The 20065-nt window shown below is 72.6% G+C and carries 19 protein-coding genes; 9 read left to right on the top strand and 10 right to left on the bottom strand.

Features of this window, described 5'->3' with window-relative positions:
• Positions 1–274 precede the first annotated feature (274 nt).
• A complete protein-coding gene (locus ACIP5M_RS10865; protein WP_401195095.1) occupies positions 275–664 on the top strand; it encodes a hypothetical protein in 390 nt (129 codons plus the stop codon).
• Positions 665–737: 73 nt separating this feature from the next.
• Here the strand turns inward: ACIP5M_RS10865 and ACIP5M_RS10860 are convergent, their stop codons facing one another.
• Together ACIP5M_RS10860 and ACIP5M_RS10855 are read right to left on the bottom strand one after the other, a co-directional pair.
• Positions 738–1112: a toxin Doc gene (locus ACIP5M_RS10860; RefSeq protein ID WP_401194736.1), complete on the bottom strand. Its 375-nt coding sequence runs from the start codon at positions 1110–1112 to the stop codon at positions 738–740.
• A 104-nt stretch (positions 1113–1216) separates the two neighbouring features.
• A complete protein-coding gene (locus ACIP5M_RS10855) occupies positions 1217–2041 on the bottom strand; it encodes a serine protease (protein ID WP_401194734.1) in 825 nt (274 codons plus the stop codon).
• 198 nt (positions 2042–2239) lie between these two features.
• Between ACIP5M_RS10855 and ACIP5M_RS10850 the strand changes: the two genes are divergently transcribed.
• Both ACIP5M_RS10850 and ACIP5M_RS10845 read left to right on the top strand, forming a co-directional pair.
• Positions 2240–2749 (top strand): hypothetical protein, encoded by a 510-nt coding sequence (locus ACIP5M_RS10850; protein WP_401194731.1) that lies wholly within the window; start codon positions 2240–2242, stop codon positions 2747–2749.
• Positions 2750–2793: 44 nt separating this feature from the next.
• Positions 2794–3042: a hypothetical protein gene (locus ACIP5M_RS10845; RefSeq protein ID WP_401194728.1), complete on the top strand. Its 249-nt coding sequence runs from the start codon at positions 2794–2796 to the stop codon at positions 3040–3042.
• A 39-nt stretch (positions 3043–3081) separates the two neighbouring features.
• On the opposite strand, the gene ACIP5M_RS10840 is transcribed toward ACIP5M_RS10845, so the two are convergent.
• From ACIP5M_RS10840 to ACIP5M_RS10820, 5 genes are all read right to left on the bottom strand, one after another.
• Positions 3082–5652, bottom strand: coding sequence for an ABC transporter permease (locus tag ACIP5M_RS10840; RefSeq protein ID WP_401194725.1), 2571 nt, complete (start codon positions 5650–5652; stop codon positions 3082–3084).
• Positions 5649–6431 carry an ABC transporter ATP-binding protein gene (locus tag ACIP5M_RS10835; protein ID WP_401194722.1) on the bottom strand — a complete coding sequence of 261 codons (783 nt, stop codon included), beginning with the start codon at positions 6429–6431 and terminating at the stop codon, positions 5649–5651. Before ACIP5M_RS10835 ends, ACIP5M_RS10840 begins: the two co-directional genes overlap by 4 nt.
• A complete protein-coding gene (locus tag ACIP5M_RS10830; protein WP_401194719.1) occupies positions 6428–6718 on the bottom strand; it encodes an SHOCT domain-containing protein in 291 nt (96 codons plus the stop codon). The genes ACIP5M_RS10835 and ACIP5M_RS10830 overlap by 4 nt, the downstream gene beginning before the upstream one ends.
• Before the next feature lie 147 nt (positions 6719–6865).
• On the bottom strand, positions 6866–7531 hold the full coding sequence (locus ACIP5M_RS10825) for a response regulator (RefSeq protein ID WP_401194717.1): 666 nt from the start codon (positions 7529–7531) through the stop codon (positions 6866–6868).
• Complete coding sequence (locus ACIP5M_RS10820) at positions 7528–8733, bottom strand: sensor histidine kinase (RefSeq protein WP_401194714.1); 1206 nt, start codon at positions 8731–8733, stop codon at positions 7528–7530. The genes ACIP5M_RS10825 and ACIP5M_RS10820 overlap by 4 nt, the downstream gene beginning before the upstream one ends.
• Before the next feature lie 241 nt (positions 8734–8974).
• On the opposite strand from ACIP5M_RS10820, the gene ACIP5M_RS10815 reads away from it, so the two are divergent.
• The 4 genes from ACIP5M_RS10815 (at position 8975) to ACIP5M_RS10800 (ending at position 12197) form a co-directional block, all read left to right on the top strand.
• Positions 8975–9409: a hypothetical protein gene (locus tag ACIP5M_RS10815; RefSeq protein WP_401194711.1), complete on the top strand. Its 435-nt coding sequence runs from the start codon at positions 8975–8977 to the stop codon at positions 9407–9409.
• A 35-nt stretch (positions 9410–9444) separates the two neighbouring features.
• A complete protein-coding gene (locus ACIP5M_RS10810; RefSeq protein ID WP_401194708.1) occupies positions 9445–10407 on the top strand; it encodes an aldo/keto reductase family oxidoreductase in 963 nt (320 codons plus the stop codon).
• Positions 10408–10530: 123 nt separating this feature from the next.
• Entirely contained in the window at positions 10531–11340 is an 810-nt protein-coding gene (locus tag ACIP5M_RS10805) for an MBL fold metallo-hydrolase (protein ID WP_401194705.1), read from the top strand.
• A 134-nt stretch (positions 11341–11474) separates the two neighbouring features.
• A complete protein-coding gene (locus ACIP5M_RS10800; protein WP_401194702.1) occupies positions 11475–12197 on the top strand; it encodes a transcriptional regulator in 723 nt (240 codons plus the stop codon).
• 107 nt (positions 12198–12304) lie between these two features.
• Here the strand turns inward: ACIP5M_RS10800 and ACIP5M_RS10795 are convergent, their stop codons facing one another.
• From ACIP5M_RS10795 to ACIP5M_RS10785, 3 genes are all read right to left on the bottom strand, one after another.
• On the bottom strand, positions 12305–13747 hold the full coding sequence (locus ACIP5M_RS10795; protein ID WP_401194699.1) for a nucleobase:cation symporter-2 family protein: 1443 nt from the start codon (positions 13745–13747) through the stop codon (positions 12305–12307).
• Between the two features lie 294 nt (positions 13748–14041).
• Complete coding sequence (locus ACIP5M_RS10790; RefSeq protein ID WP_401195093.1) at positions 14042–15337, bottom strand: radical SAM protein; 1296 nt, start codon at positions 15335–15337, stop codon at positions 14042–14044.
• A gap of 165 nt (positions 15338–15502) precedes the next feature.
• Positions 15503–16780: an MFS transporter gene (locus ACIP5M_RS10785; RefSeq protein WP_401195090.1), complete on the bottom strand. Its 1278-nt coding sequence runs from the start codon at positions 16778–16780 to the stop codon at positions 15503–15505.
• Positions 16781–16918: 138 nt separating this feature from the next.
• Between ACIP5M_RS10785 and ACIP5M_RS10780 the strand changes: the two genes are divergently transcribed.
• Entirely contained in the window at positions 16919–17968 is a 1050-nt protein-coding gene (locus ACIP5M_RS10780) for an AI-2E family transporter (RefSeq protein ID WP_401194697.1), read from the top strand.
• Positions 17958–20027 carry a prolyl oligopeptidase family protein gene (locus tag ACIP5M_RS10775; RefSeq protein ID WP_401194695.1) on the top strand — a complete coding sequence of 690 codons (2070 nt, stop codon included), beginning with the start codon at positions 17958–17960 and terminating at the stop codon, positions 20025–20027. The genes ACIP5M_RS10780 and ACIP5M_RS10775 overlap by 11 nt, the downstream gene beginning before the upstream one ends.
• The last annotated feature ends 38 nt before the right edge of the window (positions 20028–20065 follow it).

Here is a 20065-nt window from a genome sequence, read left to right as displayed (position 1 = left end):
CGAGATGCATGAAATTTTTCATTCTCTTGCTTACTCGACGGTATATATGTTTACTGACGGCGGCGTTCCGGATCCACCAGATGCCAAGGAGGGCGACCCCATGCCCTCCCGAACACACGCGCGGCACGACGAACCTCCTCACGTCGCGGCCGCGGGTCGAGTCCAGGCTTTCGGATCCCGCAGAGCGCCCATGGCGGCCTCGGTCAACCCCTGGGCCGAGGCCGCCCCCAGCACCATCTCGATCAGAGTTCGACACCACTCGGAAGTGACGAGAATGCCGCAGACGGCCACCATCACCCGCAGCCCGGACTGGCCCTTGCAGGTCAAGGCGCCCGGGACCCACGACTGGGAACGCTCGGCCACACGATGGCTGCGGGACCTGCTCCCGGCCCGCTACGGCAGTTACCTGACCCTGACCCGCCACCACGCGCTCCTGGCGCGGCACGTACAGCTCCAGCTGCAGCACGAGATGCGCGCGGTCCGGGTCGCCCTCCAGACCAGCCGGGCCGAACTGCCCATGATGGGCGTCGCCGAATCCGTCATAGAGAACACGATCCGGATGTATGCGGTGGAGCTCGAACAGCTGGGGCGCCTCGCCCGCGGCGCCCGGCTCGTCACCGACGCACTCCTGGTGGGCACCACCCCCGCCCCGCGCAAGCGCTGAGCAGCCGGGCCCTGCGTGCTCGGGGATTCACGGGCTCACGGGCTTACGGGCTTACGGGCTTGCGGCTTACGGTCTACGCCGGCTGCCAGGAGCGCAGCCGGTCGGCCGCGTCGAAGACCGTCACGCGCAGCGTGCGGAGGTCGGTGATGAGGTCGCGCCACTGCTCGTACGAGGCGTCCACGGCCTTGCCGGAGGCCTCGATGTACGCGACGGCCACCCCGTAGCCGAAGTACTCGTTGGCCTCGGGCAGCGGGCGCAGCAGGACGATCGCCTCGAGGAGGGCGGCCGCGCGCCAGTACGCGTCGGGGCTGTCCACGTCCAGGCTGGGCGTGTTCACCCGGTGCCGGGCCACGGCGGCGACCAGCGCGGAGTGGTCGGCCACCGCCACGTCCTTGAACAGCGCCTCCTGCCGCTCCAGCAGCCAGCGGTGATCGATGTGCAGTTCCACGCGTCCGAGTATCCCTGTCCGGGGCCCGGCCCGGGGGCGGTTCGGCCGAGTGCGGCCCGGGTGGCCGCCGCCCGGCCGCGGGTGGGCCGGGCGGCGGGCAAGGCTTACGGCTTGGGCAGGACGCAGCCCGGGCGGCTCAGGTCGATCTTGTTACCGGGGGCTATGCAGGGGACGATGATGTAGGTCTCCTGGGCGTAGTTGATGCCCTGGCGAACGGTCACGTTGCCGCTCTCGTCCACCTCGCACGGGTTGTTGTCCGTGCACCGGCCGCCGTCCTCGTTGCCCGTGTTGTTGACGGCGACGACCTTGCCGGTCGACGTGTCGATCACCGGTGAGCCGGAGGTGCCGCCGATGGTGTTGCAGGAGGAGGTGTAGCGGACCGAGTCCTTCCAGGTCCACTCGCCCTCCTTGAGGCGGTAGGCGAAGCCGTCCACGTTGCAGCTGTACGTCCGCTTCCAGTAGCCCGAGACCACCTTGATCGACGAACCCTGCACGGGGTGGGTGTCGTTGAGGGTGAGTGCGGTGATGCCGTACTGGCTCTGGATCTGCGCGTACGTCTTGGTCAGCTGGTAGATCGAGACGTCCGTGTCGGTCATCGTCGCGTACGAGACCTTGCTCGCCCGCAGTGTCCCGACCTTCGAACCGGACGCGTTGAGCAGGGAGAAGGAGCGGGTGGACGGCTGGTCCTTGATGACCTCGCCGGCCGCCGGGAAGCCGGTCTCCAGGCAGTGGCCGTTGGACAGGACGAGCGCGGGGTCGTTCGGCTGGGAGGAGGGAGCGCGGACGACGGAGCCGGAACAGTTGCTGAGCGCCACGGTTCCCGCGAAGTTGACCGCGACGGCCGGTGCGGCCGGTGCGGCCACGGCCGGGGCGCCCGCCGCTCCCACGAGGAGCAGGGAGAATAAGGCGCCGGCGAGAGGCTTGTTCATTGTGGGGGTTCCCCTCTGAGGACAAATGCGACCGAAGATCCTTCGGTTGTCATGCGCATTGTCGATAGCTCCCCTCTCAACTCGCAAGAGGGCGTGGGGAGTCGGGAACCGTGAAGATCTCGCAACCGCACGGGTGTTCCGTAGCGGAGGTATTGCCTCCTACGGTCTGTCCAGAACGGTTCCGGACCAGGAGGCAGCGTGGAGCGCGAGATCGGCAGCGACATCGGCAACGACCGGCTGGTGACGGCCATGAGAGCGGTCGACGAGGCCGGCCGGCTCTTCGAAGAAGCACTCGCCGTCTACCAGGCGCGCGGTCCCAAACGGACCAGCGAGGAGTTCAACGTGGCGGGCGGCCCGGTGCAGACGCTCCAAGGCGCCGAGGAGATGGCCCTGGGAGCCCGCCGCTTCCTCACCGAGCTCGCGCTGATCGCCGGCTACCGCACCGCGGGACTCGACGACCGCCTGGGCGGGAGGGCGGAAGCGGCGCGGGCGGGTTTCGCCGCGATCCGCGGCGGCGGCTCCCGCATGGCCCGCCCGCTGCTCGACCCGACGCTGCGCGGGCTGCGGCTGCTGCTCGGCGTCGACCTCTTCGACCCGTCCTTCAAGGAGGAGGTGGAGGAGGTCGTGCGGGCCGAGCGGGCGACCTACCCCGAGCCCTCGGCCTTCCGCGTCCCGGCCACGGTCCCGGCGGTCGGCCGCACCCCCTGAGCGCCCGGGATGCCGGGTCCTGCCGCGGGGGCGAGGCTGGTGGTATGCATCACGCACCCGTTGTCGTGCACCGGATCTTCCCGTCGGGAGGCCGCCAGGTGACCCTGCGGACCGCCGGAGGGGAGGAGTCCCTCGGGGTGGCCCGCTCGGACGAGGACGTCATCGAGTTCCTGCGGCGCGCCGGCATGCCCGACCCCGACGAGGCGGTCCTCGGCGGCATGGAGTTCGTCGAGTGGGACTCCGACACCCCCCACGTCTACGAGGCCGACCCGCCGACCGACGACCTCCCGTGACGCGGCCCCCGGCAGCCGGCGCGCGAGCGGGCCCACGGCCTACTCCGTGGCGATGGCCCGCAGGATGTCCAGGCGCGCCGCGCGGCGGGCCGGGCGCCGGCCGGCCAGGACGCCCGCCGCCACCCCGACCAGCGCGACCAGGCCCAGCTGCACGGGCGGGACGGCGAAGGCGAACGCGCCGTCCTCGGCGCCGCCCGCGGCCTTCACCAGGACCCAGCCCAGAAAACCGCCCAGGAGCAGGCCGCCGGCCGTGCCGAAGGCGGCGACCAGCACCGACTCCCAGCGGACCATGGCCCGCAGCTGGGCTCCGCTCTGCCCGACGGCGCGCAGCAGGCCCAGTTCGCGGGTCCGCTCGTGCACGGCGAGCGTGAGCGTGTTGGCGATGCCGAGCAGGGCGATCAGCACCGCGAGCCCGAGCAGTGCGTAGACGAGGGTGAGCATCATGTCGATGCCGTTCGCCGAGGACCGCGCGTAGGCCTCGCGCGTCTGCACCTCGGGGCTCCCGTACCGGGCGGCCGTCCGTTCCACCGCCGCCACGCCGTCCGCGAGCGGGACGCCGTCCTTGAACGTGACGGCGACCAACGTGTCCGTGTCCTGCGCCCGGTGCGGGGCCCAGGCCGCGCGGGTGATGACGTAGTCGCCCGCGATCCGCGACTCCTCGTAGACGGCACGGACCGTGAACCGCTGCTTGTGCCCGTCGGCGAAGGTGAGTTCGACGCTGCTGCCGGGCCGCCGGCCGTGCCGGGCCGCTTCCTTGCCCGCGACGGCGATGCCGTCCGTGCCGAGCGCGTCGAGCCGTCCCTCGACGGCGCCGAGGTCCAGGCCGACCGCGAGCGCGGCCGGGTCGGTGACCGTCAGCGCCCGCCCCGAGCCGTCGACCTCCGCGACGCCCCTGCCGAGGCCGACCGCCCCGGCCACCTCCGGGAGGGAGGCCACCGCCGGGGCGAGGGCCGGGCTGAGGCCGCTGCCGCCCGCCCCGAACGCTGGTGCGCTGATGGCGGCGTCGCCGGCGAAGGACCGCGACACGGTGCGGTCCACGGTCGCCTTGAGGGACGCGCCGAAGACCGTGAACAGCGAGACGACGGCGACCCCGATCATCAGCGCGGCCGCGGTCGACGCCGTCCGCTGGGGACTGCGCCGCGCGTTGCGCCCGGCCAGGGCGCCCGTCACCCCGCGCAGCCGTTCCAGCGGCCGCGCGAGGATCCGTACGGCGGCCGAGCAGACGACCGGTCCCAGGACCACGAACGCGGCCGTGACCAGCACCGCCCCCGCCCCGGACAGCCACAGGGACGGCACGGCGAGCACCCCCGCCGCGATCACCGCGATACCGGCCGCCCCCAGGGCCGCCCCGGCGGCGGTACGGGACCGCGAGGCCCCGGAGGTGTCCACTGCGCTCTCGCGCAGCGCGGCCAGCGGCGCGGTACGACCGGCGCGCACCGCCGGGAGCAGGGCCGAGCCCAGACACACCACGACGCCCACGGCCAGGGGCAGCAGCATCGACAGACCGCTGATCACCAGGCTCCCCTCGGGGAACGGGAATCCGATCGCCGGGAACAGCGCCTGGAGTCCGGCGGCGATCGCGATGCCGCCCGCCAGTCCGGCCGCTGACGCGAGGACCGCGACGACGGCGGCCTCCGCCAGGGTGGCACCGGCCACCTGGCGGCGCGAGGCGCCCAGGGCGCGCAACAGGGCGTTCTCGCGGGTGCGCTGGGCGACGACGATCGCGAAGGTGTTGTGGATGCTGAAAGTGGCCACCAGCAGGGCGATGCCGGAGAAGACGAGGAGCAGGGTGGTGAAGAGGGACAGGAACTGACCGGAGATCATGTCGGTGTTCTCCCGGGCCGATTCCCGGCCGGTGATCGCCTCGATGCCCTGCGGCAGCACCGGAGCCAGCGCCTCGACGAGCCGTTCCTGGCTGGTGCCCGGTGCGGCCCGCACCTGCAGGGAGGCCGCCTGACCGGGCCCGGCCGTCAGGTACTTCTCCGCGTCGGCCTGCGTCATGCCGGTGTACGTGACCTGGGCCATCCCGTCCGCGCCGCCGAAGGTGGCCAGGCCGACGACCGTCACCCGGACGGGGTCCGGGGTGCGCAGCACCGTCGTGTCGCCGATGCGCAGTCCGCCCTTGACGGCGGTGCCCCGGTTGACGACGACCTCGCCGGAGCGCTCCGGTGCGCGGCCCTCCGCCAGCCGGTACGGGTTGAGCCGCGGGTCGGTGATCCAGTTGCCGGCGAGCGTGGGCGGGCCCTGGCCGCCGATCGGCTGGCCGCCGTGGCCGATGAGCTGCCCCGCACCCTGGATGTTCGGGGCGACGGCGGCCACGCCCGGGGTGCGCCGGATCCGCTCCACCAGGTCGGTGGGCACGGGCTGCCGGGTGCCCTGCGTCCGGCCGGGGACGGTGATCACCCGCGCGCTGCGCACGACGGCGTCGGTGCCGCTCGCCGCGCCCGCGAACATCGTGTCGAAGCTCGCGCGCAGCGTGTCCCCCATGACGAGGGTCCCGGCGAGGAAGGCGACGCCGAGCAGCACGGCCGTGAACGTTCCGGCGAAGCGCCGCTTGTGCGCGCGCAGCGCGGCCGTGCTCAGCCGCAGGGTGGTACGGGCCGCGTTCACGACTCCGCTCCCGTCGTGACGGCGCGCGTGTCCAGGGCCTTGAGCCGGTCCAGGACGCGCTCGGCGGTCGGGCCCGCCATCCGGTCGACCAGGCGTCCGTCGGCGAGGAAGAGGACCTCGTCGGCGTGGGCGGCGGCCACCGGATCGTGGGTGACCATGACGACCGTACGGCCCATCTCGCGCACCGCCCGGCCCAGCAGGTCGAGCACCTCCCCGCCCGAGCGGGAGTCGAGGTTGCCGGTCGGCTCGTCGGCGAAGACGACCTCGGGGTCGCCCGCGAGGGCGCGGGCGACGGCGACCCGCTGCTGCTGGCCTCCGGACAGCTCGGAGGGCCGGTGGTGCAGCCGGTCGCGCAGGCCGACCACGTCGATGAGGCGCTCGAGCCGGGCGGCGTCTGGCCGGGTGCCGGCGAGGTCCTGCGGGAGGGTGATGTTCTCGGCCACGGTGAGGGTGGGCACCAGGTTGAAGGCCTGGAAGACGAAGCCGATGCGTTCGCGGCGCAGCAGGGTGAGCCCGCGGTCGTCGAGCGTTCCCAGTTCCGTACCGCCGATGAAGGCGGACCCGGAGGTGAGCGTGTCCAGGCCGGCCGCGCAGTGCATCAGGGTGGACTTGCCGGAGCCGGAGGGCCCCATGATGGCGGTGAAGCGGCCGGCCGGGAAATCGACGCTCACCCCGTCCAGGGCCCGTACCTCGGTGTCGCCCCGGCCGTAGACCTTCCGGGCGTCGACGACCCGGGCGGCGACGGCGCCGCCGCCCGTCAGGGTGGTGGCGGTGCTCATGCCGCACCGCCCTTGGAGGCAGGGCCGAACTGCTCGTCCAGCACGGACAGCCGCCGCCAGTACTCGTCCTCGTCGATCTCACCCGAGGCGAAGCGCCGCCCCAGGATCGCGATCGGCGCGTGCTCGCCGTAGGCGGCCCCGCGCTCCTGCCACGGACCGCGGCGGCCGCGCCACACCGTGCGGCGCAGCACGGTCACGGCGCCGATCACGACCGCCGCCCAGATCAGCGGGAAGAACAGGATCCACGGGCCGGGCCCGTCGTACGCGAGGGTGGTGAGGGTGTTCATCGCGGTTCAGCTCCTCGGAGTGAGTGGACGTTCCGTCTCACTCCGAGACTGGCCGCGGGAGGGGGTCGCGTCGTCGTACGGCCGGCGGCACCGGGCCTGCTTCCCCGGGAGTACGAGCCGCTGCACAGGCGCCCGGCGCCGTGCGCGTCAGGCGAGCCAGCCGGGGCGGACCAGCCCGGACTCGTAGGCGAGGACGACCAGTTGGGCCCGGTCGCGGGCACCCAGCTTGACCATCGTGCGGCTGACGTGGGTCTTCGCCGTGAGGGGGCTGACGACCAGGCGGCGGGCGATCTCCTCATTGGACAGGCCCATGCCCACCAGCGCCATGACCTCGCGCTCCCGGTCGGTGAGACGGCCCAGCCCCGCCGCGGCCGCGGGCCGCTTCGAACGGGCCGCGAACTCCGCGATCAGACGGCGGGTCACGCCCGGGGACAGCAGGGCGTCGCCCGCCACCACCGCCCGGACCGCGCGCAGCAGTTCCTCCGGCTCGGTGTCCTTGACCAGGAAGCCGGAGGCGCCGGAGCGGATCGCCTCGAAGACGTACTCGTCGAGCTCGAAGGTGGTGAGCATGACGACGCGGACTTCGGCCAGCGCCCCGTCCTCGCTGATTCGCCGGGTGGCGGCGAGCCCGTCCAGCACCGGCATCCGGATGTCCATCAGCACCACGTCGGGGCGCAGCTCCCGCACCAGCCGCACGGCCTCCTCGCCATCGGAGGCCTCGCCCGAGACCTCGATGTCGGGCTGCGCGTCGAGCAGCGCCCGGAAGCCCGCCCGGACGAGCAGCTGGTCGTCGGCGAGCAGTACGCGGATCACGGACCCTCCTCGGCCGGCACGTCCTTCAGCGGGATCCTCGCGACCACCCGGAAGCCCCCCTCCGGACGGGGGCCGGCCTCGATGCTGCCACCCAGGGCCCCGGCCCGCTCCCGCATTCCGACGAGACCGTTGCCACTGCCGCCGGCGGAGCTCCCGGTGGCCGGCCCGTCGTCCTCCACGCGCAACTCCAGGGCGCCGGGCCGCCAGACCAGGCCGACACGGGCGGTACGGGCTCCGGAATGCCGGACGACGTTGGTCAGCGCCTCCTGGAGGATCCGGAAGGCGGCCAGATCCGCGCCGGGCGGCAGCGCCCGGGCCTTCCCCTCGACCCCGACGTCCACGGCGAGCCCGGCCGCGGCGGCCTGCTCCACCAGCTCGGGGAGGCGGTCGAGACCGGGAGCGGGAGTGCGCGGCGCGTCACCGGGGGCGCGCAGGGCGTCGAGGACCTGCCGGACCTCGCCCAGCGCCTCCTTGCCGGCGGCCTTGATCGTGGTCAGCGCCGCACGGGCCTGCTCCGGGTCGGAGTCGAGCAGGGCCAGCCCGACCCCCGCCTGGACGTTGATCACCGAAATGCTGTGGGCGAGGACGTCGTGCAGCTCGCGCGCCATGCGCAGGCGCTCCTCGTCCACCTTGCGCCGCTCGGCCGCGGCCCGCTCGACGCGCTCCCGGGCCCACTGCTCACGGCGTACGCGGACCAGCTCCGAGACGGCGAGCATCGCGAGCACCCACGCGGTGATGCCCAGCTCCTGCCCCCAGGGCGCCGGCCCGTCCCCCGCGGGCGGCAGCCACCGGTACAGCCAGTGCCCGATGAGCAGGTGCCCGGCCCAGAGCAGTCCGACGGCGCCCCAGGCGGCCCTGCGGTGACCGGCGACGACGGCGGCGAAGCAGGCCAGCGCCAGACTGATGAACACCGGGCCGTACGGGTAACCGGCCGCGATGTACACCAGCGTGACCACGCTGACCCCGTACGCCACGGACACCGGATACCGGTGCCGCAGAAGGAGCAGCGCCGGCCCCAGCAGCAGCAGGATCCGCGCGAACGCGTCCAGCGCCACCCGCCCGGTCTGCTGTTGCGCGGCCCACCCGGAGCCGGCCTGCGCGAAGACGGCGACGAGAAGCGCCGAGCGCCAGCCCGGGCCCCGCCCGGACCGCTCCTCCCATCGCCGCCACGGAGGACCCGGGCGCTCGCGCTGCTCATCCATACCCGCCACGCTAGTGCGCACCCGCCGTCACCCGCGTCACCCCGGCGTAGCGTTCGCCGCGTACTCCCCAGGTAGTACGGGCGTGCGGGCTCTCCCTCGGCCAGGCGGGCGATCTCCGCGCCCCTCCCCGACCCGAAGCCACGAAAGTGACGCCGCGGCCGAGACCCCGCCCGCGCGGCGCCGGCAGGCGGCCGATAAGGTTCGCTGCCGTTGCGAACAACCGTTTGAGTGGGGGACGTGGATGAGCGCCGAACTGCGCGAAGCCGCAGATGAATTGGCCGATCTGCTGTGGCGAGAGCACACCGTCTACCGGGACCGGTCGGGCGGTGTCGTCATCCGGGGCGAACACGTCCAGCGGTGGATCAGCCTGTCCATCGGCGCAGGCCGGGACGAAGTGCTGCTCCGCGCCGGCCGGATACTCGAGGGCGGGACGACCGCCCCGGCCCGTTCGGAGGCGGTCGCCGGCCTCTCCGACGGAACGACCGCACTCGCCGCGGTCTGCCGCCGCCTGCTGGCCGAAACCGCCCCCGGCCCGGCCGCCCCGCCGCCGGTGCGTCCCCGCCGCACCCGCCGCCTCCGCCGCACCCGCGGCTCCCGTCACACCAGCCTGAGTTCCTGGCTGGTCGTCGCCTGCGTGGCCGCGCTCATCGGTCTGTACGTCGCGCGGATGCTGTAGGAGGTGTCCCGCCGATCCCCGCGTAGGGTGGCGGCGTGGTGAACAACGAGACCGCGGCCGTGAGCGGTGACCGGGTGCTGTACGGATGCATGGGGCTGGGCGGCAGCTGGGAGCCCGAGCCGTACGGGCCCGCCGACATCGACGCCGCCGAGGCGGCGGTCGTCGCCGCCCTCGACAGCGGGATCACCGCCTTCGACCACGCCGACATCTACCGCCACGGGAAGGCCGAGGCCGTCTTCGGCGAGGTGCTCGCGCGCACGCCCGGGCTGCGCGAGCGCATCACGCTCCAGACCAAGTGCGGGATCCGGCTGGGCGGCAAGCACGGTCCGGGCCTGTACGACCTGCGCGCGCAGAGCATCGTTCGGCGGGTGGAGGAGAGCCTGACCCGGCTGCGGACCGATGTGATCGACGTACTGCTGCTGCACCGGCCCGACCCGCTCGCCGACACCGACTCGATCGCGTCGGCGCTGATGTCCCTGCACCGGCAGGGCCTTGTACGGCACTTCGGCGTCTCCAACATGGGCGTCGCCCAGATGACCCACCTCCAGGCCCGCCTCGACGTACCCCTGGTGGCGAACCAGTTGGAGATGAGCCTGCACAGCCGCGACTGGGTGGAGGCCGGGGTCCTGCTCAACACCCCCGCCTCCACGGCCAACGGGTTCCCCTTCGGGACGCTGGAACACTGCCGCGACCACGGCATCCGGCTCCAGGCGTGGGGAGCGCTGGCACGGGGCCGGTTCACCGGCGGCGAGCAGACGCCCGCCGAGTGCGCCACCGCCGCCCTGCTGGCCGACCTCGCCCACCGCAAGGGCACGACACCCGAATCCGTCCTCCTGTGGTGGCTGCGCCGTCACCCGGCCGGAATCTCCCCGGTCATCGGCACGGCCCGCCCCGACCGCATCCGCGCCTGCCGGGACGCCGCGACCCGCGCCCCCGACCTCACCCACGAGGAGTGGTACGAACTCTGGGTCACGGCCAGAGGAGTTCCCCTGCCCTGACCCGCCCCGCACCCGGGCCGCCCGGCCGGTAGCTCCTCCCGCGCGCGGGCGCAACCCGGCCGGGCCAAGATGGAGGGAGAGCCTGTTTCCCCGCAGGGCCGTCGCAGGGTCGTGGAGATCGTCATGAGCACACACAAAGTGGGGCCCGACACCACCGTTCTCGCCGACTGCCTGGAGGTGCCCGGCATCGGCTTCATCCCGGTGAACGCCTTCGTCCTGCACGCGGAGCAGCCCGTCGTCGTCGACACCGGGCTCGGACTGCCCGACCGGGACTTCCTGAACACGCTCGGTTCGGTCGTCGACCCTGCCGACGTGCGGTGGATCTGGCTGACCCACCCCGACCGGGACCATACGGGCGGCCTCTTCGAGCTGCTCGAAGCCGCCCCCCGGGCCCAGCTGGTCACCACCTTCCTGGGCGCCGGGCAGATGTCCACCGAGCGGCCGTTGCCCATGGACCGGGTGTACTTCCTCAACCCCGGCCAGAGCCTGGACGCGGGCGACCGTACGCTGCACGCCTTCCGTCCTCCTCTCTTCGACAACCCGTCCACCGTCGGCTTCTACGACGACCGCTCCCGCACCTGCTTCAGCTCCGACTGCTTCGGCGGCCCCATGCCCAGCGCCGATGCCGCCACGAGCGCCGACGTCGCCGCCGTACCGGCCGGAGACCTGCGGGCCGCCCAGCGGCTCTGGGCGAGCGTCGACAGTCCCTGGGTCCAGGTGGTGGACCCGGACCGGTTCCTCGCCACCATGGAGCCGGTGCGCGCGATGGATCCGGAGACCATCCTCGGCACCCATCTGCCCCCGGCGACCGGTCTGACCGGCCAGTTCCTCGACACCCTTGCCGCACTCCCCGGCATCGATCCGTTCGTCGGACCGGACCAGGCCGCCCTGCAGCAGCTGCTCGCCGGCTTCGAGCCTGGAGGGCCCGCGTAGCCTTGGAATTGAAGGGGACGGGGCGGTTGCACCCCGATGAACATCTGTTACTGTGCCCGCGCTTGGTGTTCATCCATCAATCCGTCTCCCCCTCGGGCGCCCCACGCCCCAGGGCGCTGCGAGGTGTCTCGTACGTGTACAGCACTCCGTTCTCCCCCAACGAGGCCAGATCCGCGCGAGCCCGCATGGGCTTGACCGCGGCCCAGGTGGCCCACTCCATGGCGGCCTGCGGCACCCCCGTCCATCCCGGGCTGGTCACGGCCTGGGAAGCGGGCTCCCACGTCCCGTCCGACCAGGAGCTCTTCTCCCTGGCCAACGTCCTGTGGTGCGACACCACGACCCTCATGGGCGTGGAGCCGCGCACGCTCGCCGAACACCGCCTGGCACGCCAGCTCACGGTGGAGCGACTGGCGTACCGCATAGGCATGGACCCCGGCGAGTACCACGCCGCCGAGGCCGCCCAGCGCTGGCACGGTGACTCCCGCCAGACCAGGGCGCTGGTGGAGGCCCTGGGCCTGTCCCTGCGCAAACTCATCGGGATCATGGGACGCGTCGACGAGCTGGCCGAGCTGCTGCGCGCGGCCATCGACGGGCGCTGGAAGACGTACGTCGAACCCGTGGCGGAGATCGTCGTGGTGGACGCCACGAGCGTGGGCGACGCGCTCCAGACGATGCACGCGGAGTTCGCCGAGTTCGCGGAGCGGTACATGGGACACCTCGTCGCACGCAACGACGACGCCCGGCTCAAGGAGGTCGCGGCCGAGCGCGCGGCGTACCTGCGCCGACTCGTCGACCACTTCTGGGAGTTGATCGGCGAGGCGGGCGAGGCGTCACCGTTCCCCATCGGCGGCCGCTGAACCGCCCAAGCCGCGCGACGCGGTACGGCCGAACCCGCCGGACACGACGCGGCGCGCGGGCGGGGAAGGGCATCGGCTCCCTTCCCGGCCCACGGCCGCGAGCGTGTTCAGCGGGCGGCAGCCCCCAGGTGCGGATCGGCCGCACCGTCCTCCCCGATGTCGTCCCAGTCGATCTCCATCGTGGAGCGGCTCGTGAAGACGTTGAAGAGCAGGTTCAGCGTGATCGCGGTCAGGGCGCCCAGTGTGATCCCGCTGTTGAGCACCGCCCGCATGTCCTCCGGCATCCGGTCGAAGAACGGCCCGACCGTGCTGGGCAGCAGCGCCGCGCCCAGACTGACCGCCAGGATCAGGGTGTTGCGCTCGTCGCGCAGGTCTGCCTTGCCCAGGATCTGGATGCCGACCGCCGCGACGATGCCGAACATGGAGATCGCCGCCCCGCCCAGCACCGGGTGCGGGATCGAGGCGACCAGGCTGCCCGCCTTGGGCAGCAGCCCCAGGACGACCATGAACACCCCTGCCGCGACGACGACATAACGGCTCATCACCTTGGACATGCGCACGAGTCCGATGTTCTCGGCGAAGGCCACGTACGGGAACGAGTTGAGGATGCCGCCGAGGACCGTCGCCGCGCCGTCGGCGCGCAGCGCGCGCGCCACCGTGTCGGCGTCGACCCTCTTGTCGGTGATCTCGCCGATCGCGTACACGTCCCCGGTGGTCTCCACCATGGTGATGAGGATGACGACGAGCATGGCGACGATCGGGAGCAGTTCGAAGCGCGGCATGCCGTAGTGGAACGGGGTGGTGACGCCGAACCAGTCCGTCTCCCGCACCGCCCCGAAGTCGGCGTCGCCGAACAGCCAGGCGACCGCCGTGCCGACCACCAGCCCGAGCAGGACGGCGAGGCTGCTGAGGAACGGCTTGCCGATCCGGGCCATCGCCAGGATGAAGAGCAGCGTGCCCGCCGCGTACGCGAGGTTCTTCGGCTCCCCGTAAGCGGGCGTGCCGATGAGGTGGGCGCCGCCCGCCGCGTCCTGGAGGGCCACGGGGATGAGGGTGATGCCGATGATCGTGAGGATGGTGCCGATGACCACCGGCGGGAAGTACTTGACGAGCTTGCTGAAGAGCGGTGCGAAGACGAACGTGGCTATGCCCGCCGTGATCACCGCCCCGTAGACGACGAGCAGCCCGGCGGTGCCGCCGCCGGCGCCCAGGCCGATGGCGATCATGGGGGAGACCGCGGTGAAGGTGACGCCCTGGACCAGCGGAAGCCGGGCGCCGATCTTCCAGACGCCGAGTGCCTGGATGATCGAGGCCACGCCGCAGGTCAGCAGGTCCGCGTTGATCAGGTGGACGAGCTCTTGGCGGGAGAGGCCCAGCGCGTTGCCGAGCAGGACCGGGACGATGACCGCCGCCGCGTAGAACGCGAGCACGTGCTGGAAACCGTAGAGGGCCAGTTTGGGGAGCGGGAGCAGCTCGTCGACCGGGTGGGTCTGCTGTCGGGAGGCCGTCCGCGAGGACTGCCGGGGGGACTGTCGGGAGATTCTTGCCATCTCTGCCTTGCCTTCGCGAGGTAGGTGAATGAGAGGACCGCCGCCCTCAAGCCCCGGGAGTGACGGGGCGAGGGCAGGCCGGCTCGTACGGAACCGACGTCGGGCGGTGTTGCCGACAGCACGTCGCTCTGCACTGAACTTTGCGTCCCGGATTGGCAGGACATCCTTCGATCGACGGACCGGATCCGTGATTCACATGGGATCCGAAGGGGGATCGACCGGAAGGCGCTCACCATAGCCAAAGGCTGTGTTTCCTCGCGAGTAACCCCCCGGGCGCCCTGACTCCGGCGGAGTTCAGGCGTCCGTTTCCTCCAGGCCCTCCAGGCTGTCCATGAACGAGCTGACGGAGAACACCGCACGCCCGGGGCCCGCCGGACCGTATCCGGGCGGGGACTTCAGGCCGTACTCCTCCAACGTCGCCCGGTAGGTCTCCAGCAGGCGGATGTGGTACTCGAGCGGCGCGCCCAGCGGGTTCGCCTTGCCGAGCGGGGTCGTCGGCTCCGGGCACCAGGTGGTGAAGCGCGGTACGACGCCGTTCGACATGAAGAACCGAAGCCCCTCGGCGGTGGATGCGATCGCCTCGTCGACCTTCGTGAAACCGAAGGGCTCGGCCATCTCGATGCCCGCCACGAAGTTGGGGATCACGTTGCGCGGACCGAACACCTCGGCGGAGTCCAGGATCCGGCGGTGCCACTCGTCGCGGCCGACGTAGCGCTCCTTGCCCGGGCAGTGCAGCTGGAACAGCCGCCGGTCCCACACCTCGAAGTTGGGGTGGTAGATCCGGATCCCGTAGTCGTGGAAGCGCTGCACGGCGTCGCGCGGCAGCGCCTGGGCGACGACCTTGCCGGTCCAGCGGCCGGGGAAGCGCTCCTCGATGGCCTTCGCGTAGTGGCCGTAGAAATCGGCCTCGTCGCGGCCGCCGACCTGCGAGGTGATCGACCCGCCCGTGAGGGTGTAGGCCCGGGAGGTGCCCGCGGTGTCGTAGCGGTCGATGATCTCCAGGGCCTCCAGCACCTCCTCGACCGGCTTCACGCCCGTGTACGGGCGGCCGGCCGCCTTGTGCTGGCGCCAGTTGTGGTTGATGTCGCAGAACTGGCACTCCTCCTTGGCGCCGAAGTACTGGCACACGCGGAAGACCGTCAGGTAGATGAGGTAGCCCCACTGGATGGTCGGCGCGACCTCCATCACCGACTTGCCGTTGGACAGCTCGTGCCGGTAGTACTCCGGCATCGGCGGCAGCCCGACGTCCGCGATCCGCACGCCGTCCAGGTACAGGCCGAGCGCGCCGTCCTCGCCGCCCCGCACCACGTAGGGGGAGTAGGGGTTGACCCGCACGGACACGACGGTGCGGCGCAGTCCGTACGGGCCGCCGGTGAGCACGATCTCCTCGGGCGGCCGGTTGAGGGCGGCCGCGCCGAGCTCGGGGAGCGTGCGGTGGTCGAAGGAGAAGATGAAGTACGACTTCGGCTTGACGTCGCCGGAAGCCCCGTCGGCGGTGCCGCTGAGCGCGGACTCGTCGAAGGCCATGCCCCCGCGCAGCAGGTCCTCCTTGATCACGGCCTCCCGGGGCACCTGCGGAAAGCGCTCCATCAGGCCCTCGACCAGAGCGGTACGGCTGATGTCGTCCACGTGTTGCTCCATTCCCGAATCCCGAGGAGCTCACCGAACTCCGCGATCACGCCGGCTGCACGGCGATCATCTCACCCTCACTACAGGCCCCGCGGGGCAGGCCGCCGCAGCCGCCCGCCGGGAGGTTCAGGACGCCGCGGCCGCCGGCTCGGCTTCCCGGGCGGCCTTGCGGCGCAGCGCGTCCTCGTCGGTGTCCGCGTCGTAGGAGACCAGCTTCGGCAGGAGCGCGGCCAGCACGGCCACCGAGGCGACACAGGCCAGACCGCCGCTCCAGAAGGCCGTCCGGGTCCCCGTCCAGCCGGCCATCGAGCCCGCCCGGACCTGCCCCAGCTGCGGGCCGACGCTGTACGAGAGCACCTCGATGCCCGCCAGTCGCCCCCGCAGCTCCTCGGGGATCGTCTGGTTCCAGATCGTGGCGCGGCCCAGCCCGCTCAGCATGTCCCCGGCGCCCGCGACCGCGAGGCACGCCAGCACGGGCCAGATGCTCCCGAACCAGCCCGCCGCCGCGATCGCCAGCCCCCACACCGCGGCACCGCAGACCACCAGCAGCCCGTGCCGGCGTACCCGCGAGGTCCAGCCGCTGGTCATCCCCAGCAGCAGTGAGCCGACCGCGCCCGCCGCGTACATCAGCCCGAGCGCCCACACCGCGTCGAGCTCGTCCGCGAGGAACGGGAAGATCGCGTTCGGGAAGGCGAAGAGCATCGCGGCCAGGTCGACGGCGTAGGTGCCGAGCAGCACCGGGCGGCTCCACGCGTAGCGCGCGCCCTCCGCGATCCCGCGCAGCGACGGGCGCCGGGCGTCCCCCGCCGCCGGAGCCGGAGCCAGCCGCAGGCACAGCAGCACGGAGACGAGGAACCCGGCGACGGTGACCGAGTAGGCGGCCGGATAGCCCGCGTACGCGACGACCAGGCCGGCCAGCGCCGGACCGGCGATGGCGCCGAACTGGTAGCGCAGCCCGTTGAGCGCCGCGGCGGCGGTCAGCTGGTCGTGCGGCACGATCCGCGCCATCAGCGAATCCAGGGCCGGCCGCTGGAGCCCGGTCAGCGCCGACACCCCGCCGGCCACCACGTACAGCGGCCACAGCAGCGGGTTCGGCAGCAGCGCGTTCACCAGGAGCACCAGGGCCAGCACCCCGAGCCCGGCCTCGGTCAGCAGGATCAGCCGCCGCCGGTCCACGGCGTCGGCGAGGGCGCCCCCGTACAGCCCGCAGACCACGAGGGGAACCAGCTCCACCGCACCCATCGCGCCGACCGCCAGCGGAGAGTCCGTCAGGTGCTTGATCTGGAGCGGCAGCGCGATCATGGCCATGAACGAACCGAAGAAGGTGACCGTTCCCTGGAAGAACAGCAGCCGGAAGTCGCGGCTGGACCGCCAGGGGGCGAGGTCGGGCAGGACGGCGGACAGCCGGGAGGTACTCACAACGGGCCATCGTCCGTGGTCGCGGCGCCCCGGACAACGGAATTTCGTGCCCGGACCGGCGCGGACGGGCGAATGCGCGCTCCGGGGCGTGCCATCGCCGGTCCTCGGTGGCACCCATGGCTCATGCCGCCGGTGTCAGCGTTCCTTCGGACAGCCGCCGCCTACGCCTGGCGCCTGCTGGTCGTCGGCGCCGCCGTGTACGCGGTCTTCGCCGTACTCGGCCGCTTCCACGAGATCGCCGTGGCGCTCTTCCTCGGCCTCGTCGTCACCGCCCTGCTCTCGCCCGCCACCCGGCGCCTCGCCCGCGTCGTCCCCCGGTCGCTCGCGGTCGCCGTCTGCCTGCTCGGCAGCGTGCTGCTGGTGCTGGGAGTCCTGGCGCTGGTCGGCGAGGCGGTGGCGGGGGAGAGCACGACACTCCTGCGGGAGTTCCGCGCGGGAGTGGACAGCATCGAGGAGTGGCTGGAGAAACCTCCCTTCCGGGTGAACCCGAACGCGCTGTCCGACATCCAGTCCCGCCTCGGCGCCTTCCTGTCCAGCCACCGCTCCACCCTGCTCAGCAGGGCGCTCAGCGGGGCCGGGCACCTGGTGCAGGTGCTCGCCGTGCTCGTGCTCGCGGTCTTCTCCTCCATCTTCTTCCTGCACGGCGGCGACCGGCAGTGGTCGTGGTTCTGCGCGCAGCTGCCCGAGGCGGCGCGCGAACGCGTGGCGATCGGCGGGCGTGCGGCGTGGCGTACGTTCACCGGCTACACCCACGGCATCGTCATCGTCGCGGCCACCAACGCCGTACTCGTGGGGGTGGCGCTGTATTTCCTCGGGGTCCCGCTGGCCGTGCCGCTCGCGCTCCTGGAGTTCTTCGCGGCCTTCGTCCCCCTCGTCGGATCGCCGGTGGCGCTGGCGGTCGCCGCGGTGGTGGCCCTGGCCGCGAAGGGGCCGCTGATCGCGGGCGTGGTCGTCGCGCTGATCGTGGTCATCGGGCAGATCGAGGGGCATCTGCTGCACCCGCTGGTGATGAGCCGGGCCGTCCGCCTGCACCCGCTGGTGGTCGCGGTCTCGGTGGTGGCAGGAGCCATCGCCGCCGGCGTCATCGGCGCCGTGGTGGCGGTCCCGCTGGTATCGGTGACCTGGTCGGTGCGCACCGCCCTGCGCGGGGCACAATCGCCGGATGAGCAATGAAGACCCCTCCGTGGAACCTGCCGCAGACCCCTACCTCTGGCTGGAAGAGGTCACCGGCGAAGCCGCCCTCGGCTGGGTCCGCGAGCGCAACGCCGAGACCGTGGCCGCGCTGGCCGGGACCCCCGCGTTCAAGGTGCTCGAAACCGGGATCCGCGAGGTGCTGGACGACGACGGGCGCATCCCGTACGTCGTCCGCCGAGGCCGCCATCTCTACAACTTCTGGCAGGACGCCGACCACGTACGGGGGGTGTGGCGGCGCACCACCCCGGAGGAGTACGCCACGGACCGGCCCGCGTGGGAAACGCTCCTGGACCTGGACGCGCTGGCCGCCGCCGAGGGGGAGAAGTGGGCCTGGGCGGGCAGCAGCGTGCTGGCCCCCGAGTACCGGCACGCCCTCGTCATGCTCTCGCGGGACGGCGCGGACGCGTGTGTGGTGCGCGAGTTCGACCTCGGGACCCTGGAGTTCGTCCAGGGGGGCTTCGAGGTCCCCGAGGCCAAGACCCGCATCGGGTGGATCGACCACGACCGGGTCTGGATCGGCACGGACTTCGGCCCCGGCTCGATGTCCGGGTCCGGTTACCCGCTCCAGGTACGCCGCTGGCGGCGCGGCACCGCCCTCCACGAGGCGGAAACGGTCTACGAGGGCCTGCCGTCGGACCTCTCCGCCTCCGGCTGGCACGACGACACCCCCGGCTTCGAACGGGACTTCGTCCACCGCCAGATCGACTTCTGGAAGCAGGAGCTGTTCCTCCTTCCCGAGGACGGATCCGACGGCCCGCCGCTGAAGATCGACGTACCGGACGACGCCGGCACCTCCGTCCACCGCGCATGGCTCCTCGTCACCCCGAAGACGCCGTGGCTCGGCCACCCCGCGGGCAGCCTCCTCGCCTTCGACCTCGACGCCTTCCTGGCGGGCGGGCGGGAGGCGGCCGTGCTGTTCACCCCCGACGAGCGCACCGCGCTCGCGGGCTACAGCTGGACCCGCCACCACCTCGTCCTCGGCACCACCGCCGATGTCACCTCCCGGATGGAGGTCCTCACCCCGGGCCCCGAGGGCTGGCGGCGCGCGCCGCTGCCCGGGGTGCCGCCGCTGTCCACGGCCTGGGTCAGCTGCACCGACCCGGACGTGGACGACGACTACTTCCTGGGCGTCTCCGGCTTCCTCCAGCCCTCCACCCTCTACGGGGGCACCGCGGGCGCCGACGGCGAGGGGGAGGCCGGCGCCGGCCGGACCGTCAAGCAGGCCCCGGCGCTGTTCGACACCGCCGGCCTCGCCGTACGACGGCACTTCGCGACCTCACCGGACGGCACCCGCGTGCCGTACTTCGTCGTCGGGCCCGAGGACCGCCCCGGCCCCGGCCCCACGCTGCTGTCCGGATACGGCGGCTTCGAGGTCTCCCAGGCCCCGTACTACAGCCCGGTCACCGGCCGGGCCTGGCTCGCCCGCGGCGGCACGTACGTGGTCGCGGGCATCCGGGGCGGCGGCGAGTACGGGCCGTCCTGGCACCGGGCGGCCCTCGGAGCGGACCGCGTCCGGGCGTTCGACGACTTCGCCGCCGTCGCCCGGGACCTCATCGCCCGTGGCATCACCACCCCCGCCCAGCTGGGCATCGAGGGCGGCAGCAACGGCGGCCTGCTCATGGGGGCCATGCTCACCCGCCACCCGGAGCTGTTCGGCGCCGTCGTCGCGCACGTGCCGCTGCTGGACATGCTCCGCTTCCACCGGCTGCTGGCGGGCGCCAGCTGGATCGCCGAGTACGGAGACCCCGACGACCCGGCCGACCGCCGCCACCTGGAGGAGATCTCCCCCTACCACCAGGTGCGGGCCGGAGGTGCCCCGTACCCGCCGCTGCTCCTGCTCACCTCGACGCGCGACGACCGCGTCCACCCCGGCCACGCCCGCAAGATGGCCGCCCGGCTGCGCGAGCACGGCCACCCCGTCCTCTTCCACGAGCACCTGGGCGGCGGCCACGCCGGAGCCACCGACCACGGCCAGACCGCCTTCAACGAGGCCCTGGTCCACACCTTCCTGTGGGACCGCCTGACCCCGGGACGGTGAACCCCGGTCCCCGCCGCGGCCACGGCCCCGGCGGGGAC

This window comes from Streptomyces sp. NPDC088762 (assembly GCF_044750905.1).
In the GTDB taxonomy this organism is placed as follows: Bacteria; Actinomycetota; Actinomycetes; order Streptomycetales; family Streptomycetaceae; genus Streptomyces.
The sequence above is the reverse complement of the archived record's forward strand: the minus strand, read 5'-3'. Positions and strand labels throughout refer to the sequence as shown.